We start from the raw sequence: 17,245 nt of genomic DNA, 5'->3' as shown, positions 1-17,245 counted from the left end.
TGGGACCGGCTGGACGCAACACGCCCGGGCGTCGAAACAGGCGTGAACATCAGTCATCTTGTCCGAGCAGCGATGATGACAAACCACTCAGGCGGTGCGAGAGTGGAGCGACCATCCGGTGTGGATCAGGAACCGGATGGACATCCGGCCGGGTACCGGGACCACCGTGCGTGGGCCCGGCCGGATGCCTGGTCCACCGCGAGCCGTCACCGCAGCTGCGGGACGACCTCCTCGGCCACGATCCGCAGGATCCGCTCGTGCGACGCCGCGTCGCCGTTCGCCGGCAGGGTGACGACGAGCTCGTCGGTCGCCGTCACGGCCGGGTCGGCGGCCAGGGCGTCCACGATCTCGGAGACGCCTCCCGCGACGACCTTGCTGAAGCGGAACGGCGGGCCGGAGAGCGGTCGGCCCTCGTCGTCCATGCCGCTGGCGTACCCGGTGAGGAACTCCTCGTGCACGGCACGGTCGTGGTCGTCGAGGAGCGGCACGACGATGCGCCCGACCGCGACCTTCGGCGTGCGGCCCGGGTGTCGTTCGGCGAAGCGGGCCCGGTACGCCTCGACCTGGGCCGCCTGCGCGACGGCGAACGGTTCGCCGGTGTCCTCGGTGTTCAGCGTGGAGCAGTGCAGCAGCAGGCCCTTGTCGGCGGTGCGCTCCGCGGTGCCGAGGCTCCCGCCGCCCCACCAGACGCGCTCGAGCAGCCCCGGGCTCTGCGGCTGCAGGGTCAGTTCGGTGTCGGCCGGGATGCTCTCGTAGCCCTTGCCGGAGGTGCCGAGCGGTTCACCGCGCAGGACCTCGAGCAGGCGGGCGGCGCGTGCCTCGGCCTCGTCGCGGAAGCTGCGCTCCGAGGCGCCGAACACCGGGTCGAGGATCGGGCCGTAGCCCGGGATGCCGGTGCTGATGCCGAGCTGCACGCGGCCGCCGCTCAGGAGGTCGACGGTGCTCGCGTCCTCGGCGAGCCGGACCGGGTCCTCGTAGCGCATGCCGAGCACGGCGGTGCCGAAGCCGATCGAGCTGGTGCGCTGGGCCGCGGCGGCGAAGAAGGTCATCGGGCTGGTGAGGAACGGCTCGAAGTGCCGACCGCGCACCCAGCCGGTGCCGTAGCCGAGGGACTCGGCCGTCTCGAAGAGCCGCAGGCCGTCCTCGAGCGCGGCGGCGGCACCCGCAGGGCCGCCGTGGTTCGGGACGAAGGACAGGAAGCCGAGTTCGCGCACGGGTCGAGTCTATGCGCGCGCATCCAAACGTGGCCAGGGTCGGACGGGAGGCGCGTGGCGGGCCCGCACCGCGCCTCCCGTCCGCCCCGTGCCGGACGGGAGGCGCGGGTCGCCGCCGCCACGTGCCTCCCGGCTACCGCGTGCGTGACGGGACGCTCGTGGCGGGCCGGCACCGTGCCTCCCGTCCGTCGGGCGGTCACCGCCCACCTGGGAGGATGGGTGCATGACCGACGTCACCACCGTCCCGCCCCTCGTCGCCGCCCTGCCGGCGGCGGTCGACGGCGTCGTCGACCCCGACGCGGTCTACGAGGCGTTCGCCGACTGGGCGGCGTCCGGCGGCCGACCCCTGTACCCCGCGCAGGACGAGGCCGTCATCGAGCTCGTCTCCGGTGCGAACGTGGTCCTCAGCACGCCCACCGGGACCGGCAAGTCCCTGGTGGCGGCGGGTGCGCACTTCGCGGCGCTCGCCGAGGGCAAGCGGAGCTACTACACGGCGCCGATCAAGGCGCTCGTCTCCGAGAAGTTCTTCCAGCTCGTCGACCTGTTCGGCGCGCAGAACGTCGGCATGGTCACGGGCGACTCGAGCGTCAACGCCGACGCCCCGATCGTGTGCTGCACCGCTGAGATCCTGGCGAACCTCGCGCTGCGGCAGGGACCCGACGCCGAGGTCGACGTCGTCGTGATGGACGAGTTCCACTTCTACGGCGACCCGGACCGCGGGTGGGCGTGGCAGGTGCCGCTGCTCGTGCTCGAGCGCGCGCAGTTCCTGCTCATGTCCGCGACCCTCGGCGACGTGACGACCATCGCCGACGACCTGTCCCGGCGCACCGGTCGGCCGACGGCCCGGGTCACCGGCGTCTCGCGGCCGGTCCCGCTGTCCTACGAGTACGTGATGACGCCCGTGCAGGAGACCGTCGAACGGCTGCTCGAGGAGGGCAAGGCGCCGGTCTACATCGTCCACTTCGCCCAGGCCGCCGCGCTCGAACGGGCGCAGGCGCTCATGTCGGCGCGCGTCGCCTCCCGCGAACGCCGTGACGAGATCGCCGCGGCCATCGCCGGGTTCCGGTTCAGCGCCGGCTTCGGGCAGGTGCTGTCGCGGCTCATCCGCGCCGGCATCGGGGTGCACCACGCCGGGATGCTGCCGAAGTACCGGCGGCTCGTCGAACAGCTCGCCCAGCGTGGTCTACTGCCCGTCATCTGCGGCACCGACACGCTCGGCGTCGGCATCAACGTGCCGATCCGCGCGGTGCTGTTCACCGGGCTGACGAAGTTCGACGGCACCAAGATGCGGCAGCTGTCCGCCCGCGAGTTCCACCAGATCGCCGGCCGTGCCGGTCGCGCCGGGTACGACACCGAGGGCGACGTCGTCGCCGAGGCGCCCGAGCACGACATCGAGAACGCACGGGCCGTCGCGAAGGCCGGGGACGACCCGAAGAAGAAGAACAAGATCAAGCGCAAGAAGGCGCCCGAGGGGTTCGTCTCCTGGGGACAGCCGTCGTTCGAGCGGCTCATCGGTGCCGAACCGGAGCCGATGGTGTCGCGGATGCGGATCACGCACGCGATGGTGCTCTCCGTCGTCGCACGCGGGGGATCCGTGTTCGAGGACGTGCGGTCCCTGGTGTTCGACAACCACGAGCCGCGCTCCCGGCAGCTCGCGATGGCCCGGCGGGCGCTCACGATCGCCCGCACGTTGATCAACGCCCGCGTGATCGAGAAGGTCGACGGCGAGTACCGCCTGACGGTCGACCTCGCGCCGAACTTCGCGCTCAACCAGCCGCTGTCGCCGTTCGCGCTCGCCGCGTTCGAGCTGCTCGACCCCGAGTCGCCGACCTACGCGCTCGACATGGTCTCGATCGTCGAGGCCACGCTGGACGACCCCCGGGCGATCCTCGCGCAGCAGCAGTTCAAGGAACGCGGCGAGGCCGTCGCCCGCATGAAGCAGGAGGGCATCGAGTACGACGAGCGGATGGAGCTGCTCGAGGAGGTCACCTGGCCGAAGCCGCTCGACGAGCTGCTCACCGCGGCGTACGAGTCGTACGCGGCCGAGCAGCCCTGGGTGCTCGACTTCGCGCTCTCGCCCAAGGCCGTCGTCCGCGACATGTACGAGCGGGCCATGACCTTCGGCGACTTCGTGCGGTTCTACCAGCTCACCCGCTCCGAGGGCCTCGTGCTCCGGTACCTGTCCGACGCCTACCGCACGATGCGCCAGACCATCACCGAGGAGCAGCGGACCCAGGAGCTCGACGACCTGATCGAGTGGCTCGGCGAGGTCGTGCGGCAGACGGACTCGTCCCTGGTCGACGAATGGGAGGCGCTGCTCAACGGTGACCTCCTGCTGGCCGCCGAGGAATCCGGGGTCGCTCCCCACGCCGAGATCGCGCCGCCCCAGCCCGCGCGTCTGACCGGCAACGTCCGGGCGTTCCGGGTGCTCGTGCGCAACGCCCTGTTCCAGCGGGTGCTGCTCGCCGCGGCCGACGACCCCGCCGGACTCGGCGAGCTCGACGCGACGAGCGGCTTCGACCGTTCCGCGTGGGACGCGGTGCTCGAGTCGTACTACGAGGAGCACGACGCGATCGGCACCGACGCCGACGCGCGCTCGATGCAGTACCTGGTGCTCGACGAGGCGCCGGGGACGGGGCGCGCCGGTGGTACGGGCGGGGGTGCCGCGGGCGGCGGTGCCGGTGCTGCTCCGCGGGTCTGGCGGGCGCGGCAGATCTTCGCCGATCCAGAGGGTGACAAGGACTTCGGGTTCTCGGCGACGATCGACCTCGACGCCTCGGACGAGGCCGGCGAGGCGGTCGTGCGGGTGACCGAGATCGGGCGGTTCGACGGGTGGGCCGAGGTCGACGTCGACTGAGGTCGTCGTTCCGCTCGGGTGGTGCGGGACGCGTGCGCCGACGGGGCGAGGACGTGTCGTCCCCGCCCCGTCGGCGGTGTTCCCGGGGCCGCTCGTGGCGCTCCCGCGGTGGGCGTGCTCGGATCAGATGTGCACGGTGAACGTGAGGATCGGCGCGTCGCGACGGTCGATCACGACCTGGTGATCGCCCGCGCCGCCCATGTTGCGCAGCTGCACCCGTCCCGTGCCGTCTGCCCGCAGCGAACCGTAGGTCGAGAAGTTCCCGTCGACCCAGACGCGGATCCCGTAGCCGTCGCCGATCGCTGCGTCGTCGCGCAGGCCGATCGTGGCGCTGCCGCCGAAGAACGTGCTCGCCCGCTCGACGGTGGCGACGAGGGTGGTCTCGGCGCCCTCGCCGGCGCCGGGCTCGACGGTGAAGGCCGGGTCGACGGGGGTGCCGGGGTTCGGCTCGGCGACCACGGGCTCCGGCTGCGGCTCGGGCTCGGGCTCGGGCTCCGGCTCGGGCTCCGGTGCGGGCGCCAGGCCGACCACGGGGAACGACGCCCACTTCGAGCCGCTCGTGCTGAAGGCCAGGGCGCTCACCTTGGTGGTCTCGCCGTGGCGCAGCTCGAGCTGGACGACCACGACACCGTCCGCCGGCACGACGCCGTTCGCGATGGTGCCGTGGTCCCCGCTGATCTGGTAGTTCGCACCCGGCGTGCCGCGGAACTCGAGCTCGGTCGCGGAACCGGCGAGTCGCGTGTCGACGAGCCGGAACGCCTCGAGCTGCTCGACGCCCTCGTTCGCGTTGCCCGTCACCTCGAAGGAGCTCGACTGGACCTTGCCGGAGCGGCGGCTCTCGGCGAGGAACCGGCGGTGCTCGCCCGTGTGCAGTGCGGTGTCGAACGAGACGAGTCCGTCCGCGGGGACCCGCTCGTTCAGCACGGTGTGCCCGTCCTCCTGCCGGACCGACAGCTCGTCACCGGGCGTGGCACGGACGGTCACCCGGGTCTCGAAGAAGTTCCCGTTGGGTTCTGCGGAGACCAACTCCACCGGACCGGGGGCGGTCGCGCCGGGACCGGCGGTGAAGCCGGGGTCGACCGGACCCGGGGCCGGGACGGCGACGACCGGTTCAGGATCCGGGGTGCCGCCGTCGCCGGGGCCGGCGCCGTCACCCTCGTCGCCGCCGCCCGGCGTGCCGGCGTCGCCGCCGTCGAGGAACGACTCGATCACGAACGGGTCCGACTCGCGGACCTGGTCGCTCTCGTCGACCGATGCGGTCAGGACGTGCCGGCCCGCGCTGAAGTCGGTGAGGCCGCAGTCGAACCAGCGCACGCCCGGCGTCGGTGCGTCGAGGTCGCAGAGGACGGTGCCGTCCTGCTCGGTGAGCGTCAGGTGCCCGGGTTCGACCGGGGTGATCAGGACGTGGAAGTCGCGCTTGTCGACCTGGAACTCGGTGATCGGCGACTCGCTGACGGGGGCCCGTCCGTCCACGCGGAACGGCGACGGCTTCTCCCACGGGTGGGCGTGGTTCTCCGCAGCCGTGGCGGCGGGGGCGATCCCCGCCGTGGCTCCGGTCGCGACGGCGGTGGCGGCCAGGGCGCAGGCGGCGAGCCGCTTGGCTGCCCGAGGGCGGGACTTCTTCGGTTCGTGCACGGTGTTTCCTCTCGGCGGCAGGTGTCTGCCGGATCCTGGTGGGGGAGGTGCGGTGCGGCGAGGGCGCAGCAGCCCGACCGCGGTCGAGACGCTGCGTGGGGTGCTCCGGAGATGACCGGAGTCGAACCGCTCGCCGACGACGGGATGCGTCGGTCATCGCCGGGACATTGTGTCCCGCCCGGGATCAAACATGTTGTATTTATGCCGAACGCAATGCTGCGGCGATGCGCTCGAGCCGGGCCGGGCCGGGCCGGTGTCGTCGGTGGGCCAGCCGGAGGGGCGCGCAGGCGCGCCCGCGCCAGGGGTGCCGTGAGCGCTCGCGAGGCCGCCGGGAACGCTCGCCGGGCCGGACGGGTACCTTCGGCGGCAGCCCATCGCCGACCGGCCGGGCCCGACGAGAGGTCATCCCATGCGCATCGGCTCGAGCATCGCCCTGATCGTGATCGGCGCCATCGTCGCGTTCGCGCTCGACTTCCAGGTCGCGGGCGTCGACCTGCGCCTGATCGGCTACATCCTGATGGCCGCCGGCGTCGTGCTGCTCGTCATCAGCCTGGCCGTCGGCTTCGGTGGACGACGGACCACCACGACCACCCGTTCCGGGGTCGACCCGGCCTCGGGGGAGCAGATCACCCGCCAGGACCGCCGCGACGGGGCGTACTGACCCCCGAGGGGGCCTCCTGACCGCGGGTCAGAACAGGGTCGCGGGAGGCGTCGCCTCGGGCAGCGCCGTCGGCTCCTCGACCTCGACGCCGGGCCAGCCCGGACCGTGCGGGACGTCGGTGCCCTGCTGGTAGGCGGTCGCTGCACCACGGGCGCGGACGTCCGCGGCCTCGTTCATCTCGTGTCCGACGTGCCCGCGCACCCACTCGAAGGTGACCTTGCGGCCCTGCAGCTCGGCGTCGAGCTCCTTGATGATCTCGACGTTCAGCACCGGCTTGCCGTCGGCCTTCCGCCAGCCCTTCCGCTTCCAGCCTGCGAGCCACTCGGTGCAGGCCTTGATGGCGTACTGGCTGTCGCACAGGATGTGCAGCGGCTCGTCGGTGCCCTTCGTGGCGCGGAGGAGCTGGAGCACGGCGGTGAGCTCGCCGATGTTGTTCGTGGCGCGCGGCCAGCCACCGGCTGCCCAGCGGTCGTCGTCGACGTACCAGGCCCAGCCGGCCGGGCCGGGGTTGCCGAGGGCTGAGCCGTCTGCGGCGGCGACGATCGTCACGGTGGGACCTCCAAGGTGGTGCGTGTGCGGGGTCGAGCGTAACGGACCCCGGTCATCCCTCGGCGTCAGCGCGTGACGGGGTGGGGCGGACGTCCCCGGGGATCAGCGCGCCGCTGGGTCGAGGTTGAGGTCGGTGTCCTCGTACAGCCATCCGTTGCCGCGCACGTGCATCGTGGGGTTCAGCCACCGCAGTTGCGGCAGGGTCAGACCGAGTCGCTTCGCCACCGTGGTCTGGTCGTCGCCGTGGGACACCCGGTAGGCGGTCGGTACGGCACCGCCCGGAGCGGCGAGCTTGTCGCCGGCGGCGTCGAACACCCAGCCGTAGGCGCCCGGCCGAGCAGCGCCGGCCCGCGGTCGGAGGTCGGGGAACGGCGACGGGATGCGCCAGTGGAGTTCGGCCGCCGCGAGGACGGTGCCGACCCACGGGCGATCGGCGTCGAGGGACTCGTCCGCGTCGTCCGAGTCGGCCGGGACCTGGGTCGTGGCGGCCGGGACGAGGACGACGCTGTGCAGCCAGTCGGGGTACGCGCCCGCGTCCGAGAGGCTCACCGAGTCGGGCGCCGGAGCGTCGGCCTGCCAGGTGGTCGAGGCGACGGAGTCAGCATCGAAGCCCTCGCCGGGGGTGGCGACGGACCGGCGGAACTCGATGCTCATCGGTTGCGGGTTCGTCGTCCGGTACCCGGAGAGCTGCGCGTCGAACGTGCCGGCATCGTCCGCCACGATCCGCACGTGCACGGCCGTGTCCCCGGACTTCGACACGGCGTCGGTCTCGGCGACCACGGTGCCCGCGGGCACCGCCTGCTTCGTCGACACCTGCTCGGCGTCTCCGCCCGCGCCGTCCCCGTCGACGCCGCCGTCCGGACGCGCCGACGCGCTCGGAGCCGCGTGCCCCGTCGGCTTCGGCAGCGGTGCGTCGTCGCCGAACACCGAGCACCCCGTGAGCAGCAGCGCGCTCACCCCCGCGAGCGCGATCGACGCCGTGACCGTCCTGCGTCCCATGTCGGACCCCCTCGTCACGACCGTAGCCGAGCGTGGAGCGGACCACGACGCCCGTGACCGAACCGACACCGGAGGTCGTCGGCCTACTGTGCACGGCATGAGCGACAGCAACCCCGACGCACCGGGCCCCGAGGCCTCCGACGACCACGCACGCGACGACGCCCTGCGCGAGACCGCACACCACGAGGGCGCCGACGGCGTCGGGGAGTCCGAGCAGCGGGCCGCCGACACGTCGTACAGCCCGTCGAGCGAGCGGGAGACCGTCGCCGCGCAGACGCGGCAGCGCGACGACGAGGACCTGCGCCGCGACGGCATCGACCCGTCGCGCATCGTTGCTGCCCCGGGGACCGGCGGCGCCGACGACGCCGGTGATGTCGAGCCCGAGCCGGGTGACCTGCACCTGCCGTGGCAGTCGGAGGACGACCGGCGCCCGTAGCCGGGAACGACGAACGGCGGGCCCGTGCGGGCCCGCCGTTCGCGGTGCGGGTGCGGCATCGACGATGCCGACCCGGTCTGGAGGCGCGGCTCGCCTCCGGCGGTCAGGCCCCCGTGTCGCCCGTGGTCGCCCCGATCGCGCCCGGCACCGTGTAGGGCACCGTGGCGATCACCCGGTCGCCGATCGCGAGGGTCAGGGTGTGGTCGCCCCTCCCGCCCAGGTTCGCGATGGTGCGGTCGGTCGGTGTCGTGGTGATCAGCGCGGCGGCGACCTGCTTGCTGTCGACGAGGACCCGGGCGGAGTAGCCGGAGCCCGCGTCCGGGTCGGACACACGGAGGGTTCCTGCGTGGGTGATCGGGTTGATCGCGGTCAGCTCCGCCGACACCCGTTCGCCGGCGTGCTCGCCGGGCTGCGGGACGCTGCTCGGCACGGTGTACGCGACCGAGGCGATGACCCGGTCGTCGATCGCGAGGGTCAGGGTGTGGTCGCCCTTCGCGCCCAGATCAGCGATCGTCCGGTCCGTCGGCGTCGCGGAGATGCGGGTGGAGGCCACCTGCTTGCCGTCGACGAGGACGCGGGCGGAGTAGGAGCCGTACCGCGCGTCCGGGTCGGACACGCGCAGGGTGCCGGCGTGGCTGATCGGGTTGATCGCGGTCAGTTCCGCCGCCACTCGCTTGCCGACGAGGTCGCCACCGCCCTGGCCGGCACCGCTGCCCGGCCCCGCACTGCCTTCGCCTGCACCGGCACCGGCACCGGCACCGGCACCGGGGCCTGCACCTGCACCTGCACCCGCACCTGTACCTGCTCCAGCGCCGACTCCGGTGCCGCTGCCCTGGTCGCCGACGGGCAGCGGGAAGCCCGGATCGGTCGGGCCGGGTGCCGGGATCGCGACCACCGGCGTGGTCGGGACGCCGGTGTCGACTGCCGCGGCGACGTCGAACGACCCGTTCAGGACCGCACCGTCGTCGCCGTGCGCTTCCCAGTGCACGGTCGTCGTGGTCGGCGAGGTCGGGACGGTCCAGGCCACGCGACCGTCAGCGGGGACGGTGCCCTGCGTGCGGCGGGGCGAGTTCGCCTGCTGCAGCAGGTACCACGTCCCCGGCGTCCCGCGGAGGACGACGGTCGTGCCCGCGGCGCCCGGCGTCGTCTCGACGAGCTCGAGCGGCGTGGTCGTCGGGACGGGTGCGGCGTCCGGAACCACCTCGAGGTCGGTCACGACGCGGTGGCCCGACCGCTGCGTCTCCGCGTGCACGTGCACCGGCTCCGTCCACGTGCGGACCGCTGCGACGACGTGACCGGCCGGGTCGACCGTCCCGCGTGCGAGCTCGTAGCCCTGGTCGTCACGGAGGACGTACCGGTCGCCCGGTGCGCCACCGAAGGTCTCCGCGGTCGTCCCGGGAGTCGTGCCGGGTGCGGTCCGCTCGACCGAGAGTGGTGAGGGCTCGGCGCCGTCGTCGGGCATGTCCTCGGCGTACGACTCGAGCACGAACGGGCGCGAGGAGCGGGTCTCCCCGTCCGTGGTGATCGAGGCGACCAGGCGGTGGGAACCCGGACCGACGAAGGCCGGGCAGCCAGCGTGTTCACCGAACACGTAGTCCGGCACGCTGCAGACGACGTCGCCGGTCTCCTCGTCCCGGATCGTCAGCGCACCCTCGTCCGCGTCGACGACGACCGAGGAGTCCCAGCGGTCGGTCTGGAACACGTCCGTCCCGTCCTTCGTGTCCGCTGCCGGGCGGCCGTCCACCGTGACGATGCTCGGGTCGTGGGGGTACTGCAGCTGCGTCGCGCTCGCGAGGTCGCACGTCGCCAGGACGGCGGTGCCGGCGAGGGCGGTGCCGAGCAGCAGGCTGGCCACTCGCGCGCGGCGGCCGGTGGTCGTGTGTGTCACGTGGTTCTCCTTGTCCGCGGCCCACACGGGCCGCCGAGCAAGGATCGCGGACGAGTATTCCGTACTCTGTATTCCTGCCGGGTGCGATGAGCGAAGAAGCCGAGCGGACCGAGGTGCCCGGCCCACTCCCGCTCCCGCCGCTCAGGACACGGTGTCGGGGTGGGACCCGGTGCGCTGCCCGGACTCGAGCGTGGCGATCGCCGCCAGGTCGTCGTCGGTCAGGGCGAAGCCGTCGACGTCGATGTTCGAGCGGATGCGTGCCGGTGTGACCGACTTGGGCAGCACGACGACGTCCTGCTGCACGTTCCACCGCACGAGCACCTGCGCGACGCTCACGCCGTGTGCCTCGGCGATTCGCGTGAGGACCGGTTCGTCGACGAGCCGGCCGCGGCCGAGCGGCGACCACGCCTCGGTGACGATGCCGTGCTCCTCGTGGAAGGCCATCAACTCGCGCTGCGGCAGCCACGGGTGCCGTTCGACCTGGTTGACGACGGGCACCTCGCCCGTCTCGTCGAGCAGTCGCTGCAGGTGCGGCACCTGGAAGTTCGAGACACCGACGCTGCGCGCCAGCCCCTGGTCGCTCAGCTCGACGAGCGTCCGCCACGTCTCGACGTAGCGGTCGTTCGCGGCAGCCGGCCAGTGGATGAGGTACAGGTCGACCGAGTCCAGGCCGAGCCGCTCGAGGCTCGCGTCGAACGCGCGGGGGGTGGCGTCGCGGCCCTGGTGGTCGTTCCAGACCTTGGTGGTCACGAAGACGTCGTCACGGTCGAGGCCGGAGGCGCGCACCGCCCTGCCGACGCCGGCCTCGTTGCCGTACATCTCGGCTGTGTCGACGTGCCGGTAGCCGGCGTCGAGGGCCGTCGCGACGGCCGTCTCGGCCGCCGCGTCGTCGACCTTGTACACGCCGAAGCCCACGGCGGGGATCGTCGCGCCGTCGTGGAGGGGGATGGAGGTGACCATGTGCCCATCTTGCCCAACGTGGCGGGGGTGCGCCGCGCCTCCAGGCCGGGTGTGGAGCAGGTGCGCCGGGCGGTGAGCTGTGGAGGAACCGCGACGGGTCAGGGCGTGGAGCGAGGACGCAGGGTGAGCGTCATCGTGGGTGTCGTTCGACAGTGGAGGTGTCGCTCGTTGCGGGCGCATCGGGTGCCCCGGGCGGAAGCGCCATCGCGGGTGTCGTTCGACAGCGAGGAGGTCGTTCACCCGCGGCGGCTCGGTCGCGCCGCCGCCCGCGCCCCACCGACGGCCTCGGTCAGCTCGGCAGCGTGACCGGCTCGGTGTCGGGCAGCGGGCTCGCGTCGCGTCCGCGCAGGTCGGGGAGCCACCGCCGCATGACGAGCGGCAGGACCACCCCGGCGGCCGCCATCACCGCGCCGACGGTCATGCCGCCGGTGGGGCCGTTCGCGTCGATGAGGAAGCCGGCGACGGCCGACCCGCCCGCGGCGCCGATGAGCTGCCCGGTACCCATCCAGCCGTAGGCCTCGGCGGTGTCGGAGAACTTCACGGTCGCGGACACCGAGCCGAACATGACCGCGAGGGCCGGGGCGATACCGGCACCGGCGATGACGAGCGCGAGGCACAGCCACCAGAAGTCCGTGCCGCCGACCGCGAGCGCGAGGCCGACGAACACGATGCACATGCGCGCCCACAGGGTGTTGCGCGAGATCGGTCGGTGCCCGAGCGCCAGGCCGCCCGCGAGCGAGCCGACCGCGAAGACCGCGAGGACGATGCCGGCGTTCGGGCTGCCCTCGCCGAAGACGCTGGTGACGCTCGCCTCGACCGCCGAGCACGCCCCGATGAGGAGCAGGCCGGTCAGCGTGGCGACGACGACCGAGGGCCGCTTGAGCACGACGCCGAACGCGCGCTTCGACCGGGGGATCCGGACGCGACCGAGTTCGGGGGAGGCGATGAACCACACACCGCCGACCACCAGGAACACCATCGCCACGACGATCGCCTGCACGGTCCCGACCTGCGTCGCGACGAAGGTCGTGATGACGGGGCCGGCGACCCAGATGAGCTCCTGCGCGCTGGCGTCGAGCGAGAACAGCGGTGTGAGCTGCGACGAGGTCACCATCTTGGGGTAGATGGTGCGCACGGCCGGCTGCACGGGCGGCACCGCCAGGCCACCGAGGAACCCGACGACGACGTACCCGCCGAGCGCCATCGGGACGAACGCGATGACGACCATGCTCGCGAGCGCGACGATGCTCGTCAGCACGAGGACCGGGCGCATGCCCCAGCTGCCCATCCACCGACTGGTCAGCGGACCGGCGATGGCCTGGCCGATGCTCGTCGTCGCGAGCACGAGTCCGGCGGCGCCGTACGAGCCGAAGACGTGCTCGACGTGCAGCAGGTAGGCGAGGGAGAGCATGCCGAACGGGAAGCGCGCGGTGAGCTGCGCAGCGATGACGCGGCCGACTCCGGGGGTCTTCAGCAGGGGTCCGTAGGCGCTCACGGTCCGAGTGTACGGACCGGACGGAATCCGCTGACACCCGTCCGGGGGTGCTGTGGACGAGCCGCCTCGAGCACCCCTTGTGGAGGACTCACCGCGACACGCCGACGCGCCGATTCCACACCTGTGGATCGAGGTCGTCCACCGGTGTGGGGAAGTGTCGGTGGTGCGCCGCAGACTGGCGGAACGACGGGCCTCCCGGGAATCCACAGACTGTGGAGGGCGTTGTGGAGAACTACACGGCTGTAACACTTCCTCTTGTGGTCGGTGCCGTGGCCAGCCACTAGATGTAGTGTGGAGTCACCGCAGCGGCCCCTTCCCGGACACGTCTGCGCAGGTGCCAGTGGCACCCGACACCAGCACCACTCCACAGCACGAACAACCAGCAAGAACCAGGGGAGATCATGGCCGTCACCGTCTACACCAAGCCGTCCTGCGTGCAGTGCACCGCGACGTACCGCGCGCTCGACAACAAGGGCATCCAGTACGAGGTGCTCGACGTCTCCGCCGACGAGGCCGCGCTCGAGCACGTCAAGTCGCTCGGCTACATGCAGGCCCCCGTCGTCGTGACCGACGACGACCACTGGTCGGGCTTCCGTCCCGACAAGATCGCGACGCTCAGCGCCGAACTCGCGTGAGCCGTGCGGGTCCCGTCACGGGACCCGCGGCTCCGCCGGCCTGGAGGCACGCACCGCCTCCGCCAGGCCCCTCCTGATCTGCTGTCCGCACCTCTCGCAAGGAGCGCGCACATGAGTCGCCTCGTCTACTTCTCGAGCGTGTCCGGGTACACCGCACGCTTCATCGAGAAGCTCGGCCGTGACGCGGACCGCATCCCGCTCTACCCGGGCGACCCGTTCCTGCACGCGGACGAGCCGTACGTGCTCGTCCTGCCGACGTACGGCGGCGGCAACGGGCAGGGCGCGGTGCCCAAGCAGGTCATCAAGTTCCTCAACGACGAACACAACCGTTCGCTCATCCGCGGCGTGATCGTCGGGGGCAACACGAACTTCGGCGAGGCCTACGGGCTCGCAGGGGACGTCATCTCGCAGAAGTGCGGCGTCCCCGTCTTGTACCGCTTCGAACTCTTCGGAACGCCTGACGACGTGCAGGCGGTCAACTCAGGATTGGATGCATTTTGGACGCAGCAGTTGCAGACGTCGATCTGACGTCGCCGCAGACGGGGATGGACTACCACTCCCTCAACGCGATGCTCAACCTCTACGACGCGGACGGGAACATCCAGTTCGACAAGGATCGTGAGGCCGCCAAGCAGTTCTTCCTGCAGCACGTCAACCAGAACACCGTCTTCTTCCACAACCTGAAGGAGCGGCTGGACTACCTGGTCGAGAACGAGTACTACGAGCAGGCGACGATCGACCAGTACTCGATGGACTTCATCCAGAAGCTCAACGACCTGGCGTACTCCAAGAAGTTCCGGTTCCAGACGTTCCTCGGTGCGTTCAAGTACTACACGAGCTACACGCTCAAGACGTTCGACGGCAAGCGCTACCTCGAGCGCTTCGAGGACCGCGTCGTCATGACCGCCCTCGGCCTGGCGCAGGGCAACGAGCAGCTCGCGATCGACCTCGTCGAGGAGATCATCGCCGGCCGCTTCCAGCCCGCGACCCCGACGTTCCTCAACACCGCGAAGGCCCAGCGCGGTGAGCTCGTCTCCTGCTTCCTCCTCCGCATCGAGGACAACATGGAGTCGATCTCGCGCGGGATCAACTCGTCGCTGCAGCTCTCGAAGCGCGGCGGCGGCGTGGCCCTGCTGCTCTCGAACATCCGCGAGGCCGGTGCCCCGATCAAGCAGATCGAGAACCAGTCCTCGGGCATCATCCCCGTGATGAAGCTGCTGGAGGACTCCTTCTCGTACGCGAACCAGCTCGGTGCGCGTCAGGGTGCCGGTGCCGTGTACCTGTCGGCCCACCACCCCGACATCATGAAGTTCCTCGACACCAAGCGCGAGAACGCCGACGAGAAGATCCGCATCAAGACGCTGTCGCTCGGCGTCGTCGTGCCGGACATCACGTTCGAGCTCGCGAAGAACAACGAGGACATGTACCTGTTCTCGCCGTACGACGTCGAGAAGGTCTACGGCGTCCCGTTCGGCGACGTCCCGATCTCCGAGAACTACCGCGCGATGGTCGACGACTCGCGCATCAAGAAGACGAAGATCAAGGCGCGTGACTTCTTCACGACCATCGCCGAGATCCAGTTCGAGTCGGGCTACCCGTACATCGTGTTCGAGGACACGGTGAACAAGGCCAACCCGATCAAGGGTCGGATCAACATGTCCAACCTGTGCTCGGAGATCCTGCAGGTCAACACCCCGACGACCTTCAACGAGGACCTCTCGTACAAGGAGATCGGCAAGGACATCTCCTGCAACCTCGGCTCGCTGAACATCGCGCTGACGATGGACTCGCCGGACTTCGGCAAGACCATCGAGACCGCGATCCGCGGCCTGACCTCGGTCTCGCAGATGTCGCACATCACCTCGGTGCGCTCGGTCGAGGACGGCAACGACAAGTCGCACGCCATCGGCCTCGGCCAGATGAACCTGCACGGCTACCTCGCTCGTGAGCGCGTGTACTACGGCTCCGAAGAGGGCATCGACTTCACGAACATCTACTTCTACACGGTGCTGTTCCACGCCCTGCGCGCCTCGAACAACATCGCGATCGAGACCGGCGAGACCTTCGACGGCTTCCGCGACTCGAAGTACGCGTCGGGTGAGTTCTTCGACAAGTACACCGACCAGGCGTGGGTGCCGGCGACCGAGCGCGTCCGCGAGCTCTTCGCGAAGGCGAACGTCACGATCCCGACGCAGGACGACTGGAAGGCGCTGAAGGCGTCCGTCCAGGAGCACGGCATCTACAACCAGAACCTGCAGGCCGTCCCGCCGACCGGTTCGATCTCGTACATCAACCACTCGACGTCGTCGATCCACCCGATCGCGTCGAAGATCGAGATCCGCAAGGAAGGCAAGCTCGGTCGCGTCTACTACCCGGCGCCGTTCATGACGAACGACAACCTGGACTACTACCAGGACGCGTACGAGATCGGTGCCGAGAAGATCATCGACACGTACGCCGCGGCGACGCAGCACGTCGACCAGGGGCTCTCGCTGACGCTGTTCTTCAAGGACACCGCCACCACGCGCGACATCAACAAGGCCCAGATCTACGCATGGCGCAAGGGCATCAAGACGATCTACTACATCCGTCTGCGCCAGCTCGCTCTCGAGGGCACCGAGGTCGAGGGCTGCGTTTCCTGCATGCTGTGACGCCTTCGGCGTCGTGCATGCAGTGACCACCGGTCGCTGACGCGACTGCCCACATCCTGGAGGCGCGGTGCCAGACCGCACCGCGCCTCCAGTCCGACATCAGATCACCATCTCGAATCCGGAAGACGATCCCATGACCCTCACCGACCCGGTCCACGCAACGGGCAAGTCCATCCCGCTGATCAGTGCGGTCAGTGCCATCAACTGGAACCGCATCCAGGACGACAAGGACGTCGAGGTCTGGAACCGGCTGGTCAACAACTTCTGGCTGCCCGAGAAGGTGCCGCTGTCGAACGACGTGCAGTCGTGGAACACGCTGACGCCGGAGGAGCAGCAGCTCACCATGCGGGTCTTCACCGGCCTGACGCTGCTCGACACCATCCAGGGCACCGTCGGCGCGATCAGCCTGATCCCCGACGCGATCACCCCGCACGAAGAGGCCGTCTACACGAACATCGCGTTCATGGAGTCGGTGCACGCGAAGAGCTACTCGTCGATCTTCTCGACGCTCGCCTCGACGCCCGAGATCGACGACGCCTTCCGCTGGTCCACCGAGAACGTGAACCTGCAGAAGAAGGCCCAGATCGTCCTCGACTACTACACCGGTGACGACCCCCTGAAGCGCAAGGTCGCCTCGACGCTGCTCGAGTCGTTCCTGTTCTACTCCGGCTTCTACCTGCCGATGTACTGGTCCTCGCGCGCGAAGCTCACCAACACCGCCGACCTGATCCGTCTGATCATCCGCGACGAGGCCGTGCACGGGTACTACATCGGCTACAAGTTCCAGAAGGGCCTCGAGGGCGCTTCCGAGGAGCGCAAGCAGGAGATCAAGGACTACACGTTCAACCTGCTGTTCGAGCTCTACGAGAACGAGGTGCAGTACACGCAGGACCTCTACGACGGTGTCGGGCTGACCGAGGACGTCAAGAAGTTCCTGCACTACAACGCCAACAAGGCGCTGATGAACCTGGGATACGAGCCGATGTTCCCGAAGGAGACGACGGACGTGAACCCGGCGATCCTGTCGGCCCTGTCGCCGAACGCGGACGAGAACCACGACTTCTTCTCCGGGTCGGGCTCGTCGTACGTCATCGGCAAGGCGGTCGTGACGGAGGACGAGGACTGGGACTTCTGATCCTGGTCTGATCCGCTCTGACTCGTGGGGACGCCCCGCTGGCTCCGGCTGGCGGGGCGTTCGCGCGCTTCGAAGCTGATGCCGGGCGGGTCCTCGGAGGCAGGCGCGCCGGTGCTCGTCTACGCTGGGC

14 protein-coding genes are annotated in these 17,245 nt (G+C 70.4%); 7 read left to right on the top strand and 7 right to left on the bottom strand.

Annotated elements, in window-relative coordinates; all coding sequences use genetic code 11:
* Positions 1-206: 206 nt before the first annotated feature.
* The gene (locus QOL15_RS13980) at positions 207-1,214 is read right to left on the bottom strand and encodes an LLM class flavin-dependent oxidoreductase (RefSeq protein ID WP_071248734.1); all 1,008 of its coding nucleotides are present in this window, start codon (positions 1,212-1,214) and stop codon (positions 207-209) included.
* 223 nt (positions 1,215-1,437) lie between these two features.
* Here QOL15_RS13980 and QOL15_RS13975 point away from each other — a divergent pair, with 223 nt between their 5' ends.
* The gene (locus QOL15_RS13975; protein WP_071248731.1) at positions 1,438-4,071 is read left to right on the top strand and encodes an RNA helicase; all 2,634 of its coding nucleotides are present in this window, start codon (positions 1,438-1,440) and stop codon (positions 4,069-4,071) included.
* A gap of 123 nt (positions 4,072-4,194) precedes the next feature.
* Here QOL15_RS13975 and QOL15_RS13970 read toward each other — a convergent pair whose 3' ends face one another.
* Positions 4,195-5,706 (bottom strand): hypothetical protein, encoded by a 1,512-nt coding sequence (locus QOL15_RS13970; RefSeq protein WP_071248728.1) that lies wholly within the window; start codon positions 5,704-5,706, stop codon positions 4,195-4,197.
* 409 nt (positions 5,707-6,115) lie between these two features.
* Between QOL15_RS13970 and QOL15_RS13965 the strand changes: the two genes are divergently transcribed.
* Positions 6,116-6,367 carry a DUF6458 family protein gene (locus QOL15_RS13965; protein ID WP_065963172.1) on the top strand — a complete coding sequence of 84 codons (252 nt, stop codon included), beginning with the start codon at positions 6,116-6,118 and terminating at the stop codon, positions 6,365-6,367.
* A gap of 27 nt (positions 6,368-6,394) precedes the next feature.
* Here the strand turns inward: QOL15_RS13965 and QOL15_RS13960 are convergent, their stop codons facing one another.
* Positions 6,395-6,916 carry a ribonuclease H gene (locus QOL15_RS13960; RefSeq protein WP_065963170.1) on the bottom strand — a complete coding sequence of 174 codons (522 nt, stop codon included), beginning with the start codon at positions 6,914-6,916 and terminating at the stop codon, positions 6,395-6,397.
* Positions 6,917-7,018: 102 nt separating this feature from the next.
* On the bottom strand, positions 7,019-7,915 hold the full coding sequence (locus QOL15_RS13955; protein WP_071248726.1) for a hypothetical protein: 897 nt from the start codon (positions 7,913-7,915) through the stop codon (positions 7,019-7,021).
* 97 nt (positions 7,916-8,012) lie between these two features.
* Here QOL15_RS13955 and QOL15_RS13950 point away from each other — a divergent pair, with 97 nt between their 5' ends.
* Positions 8,013-8,351: a hypothetical protein gene (locus QOL15_RS13950; protein ID WP_139197554.1), complete on the top strand. Its 339-nt coding sequence runs from the start codon at positions 8,013-8,015 to the stop codon at positions 8,349-8,351.
* Positions 8,352-8,454: 103 nt separating this feature from the next.
* On the opposite strand, the gene QOL15_RS13945 is transcribed toward QOL15_RS13950, so the two are convergent.
* The 3 genes from QOL15_RS13945 to QOL15_RS13935 form a co-directional block, all read right to left on the bottom strand.
* Complete coding sequence (locus QOL15_RS13945; RefSeq protein ID WP_139197553.1) at positions 8,455-10,239, bottom strand: hypothetical protein; 1,785 nt, start codon at positions 10,237-10,239, stop codon at positions 8,455-8,457.
* Positions 10,240-10,380: 141 nt separating this feature from the next.
* Entirely contained in the window at positions 10,381-11,199 is an 819-nt protein-coding gene (locus QOL15_RS13940; protein ID WP_071248711.1) for an aldo/keto reductase, read from the bottom strand.
* 289 nt (positions 11,200-11,488) lie between these two features.
* The gene (locus QOL15_RS13935; RefSeq protein WP_071248708.1) at positions 11,489-12,694 is read right to left on the bottom strand and encodes an MFS transporter; all 1,206 of its coding nucleotides are present in this window, start codon (positions 12,692-12,694) and stop codon (positions 11,489-11,491) included.
* Between the two features lie 401 nt (positions 12,695-13,095).
* Between QOL15_RS13935 and nrdH the strand changes: the two genes are divergently transcribed.
* The 4 genes from nrdH (at position 13,096) to nrdF (ending at position 17,115) form a co-directional block, all read left to right on the top strand.
* Complete coding sequence (gene nrdH / locus QOL15_RS13930; RefSeq protein ID WP_058727719.1) at positions 13,096-13,329, top strand: glutaredoxin-like protein NrdH; 234 nt, start codon at positions 13,096-13,098, stop codon at positions 13,327-13,329.
* Positions 13,330-13,440: 111 nt separating this feature from the next.
* On the top strand, positions 13,441-13,857 hold the full coding sequence (gene nrdI / locus QOL15_RS13925) for a class Ib ribonucleoside-diphosphate reductase assembly flavoprotein NrdI (RefSeq protein ID WP_065963157.1): 417 nt from the start codon (positions 13,441-13,443) through the stop codon (positions 13,855-13,857).
* Between the two features lie 17 nt (positions 13,858-13,874).
* Positions 13,875-15,980 carry a class 1b ribonucleoside-diphosphate reductase subunit alpha gene (gene nrdE / locus QOL15_RS13920; protein WP_083230284.1) on the top strand — a complete coding sequence of 702 codons (2,106 nt, stop codon included), beginning with the start codon at positions 13,875-13,877 and terminating at the stop codon, positions 15,978-15,980.
* 133 nt (positions 15,981-16,113) lie between these two features.
* The gene (gene nrdF, locus QOL15_RS13915) at positions 16,114-17,115 is read left to right on the top strand and encodes a class 1b ribonucleoside-diphosphate reductase subunit beta (RefSeq protein WP_065963154.1); all 1,002 of its coding nucleotides are present in this window, start codon (positions 16,114-16,116) and stop codon (positions 17,113-17,115) included.
* The last annotated feature ends 130 nt before the right edge of the window (positions 17,116-17,245 follow it).

The organism is Curtobacterium sp. MCBA15_012 (genome assembly GCF_001864935.2).
Lineage (GTDB): Bacteria > Actinomycetota > Actinomycetes > Actinomycetales > Microbacteriaceae > Curtobacterium.
This window is presented reverse-complemented; position numbering and strand designations above follow the sequence as displayed.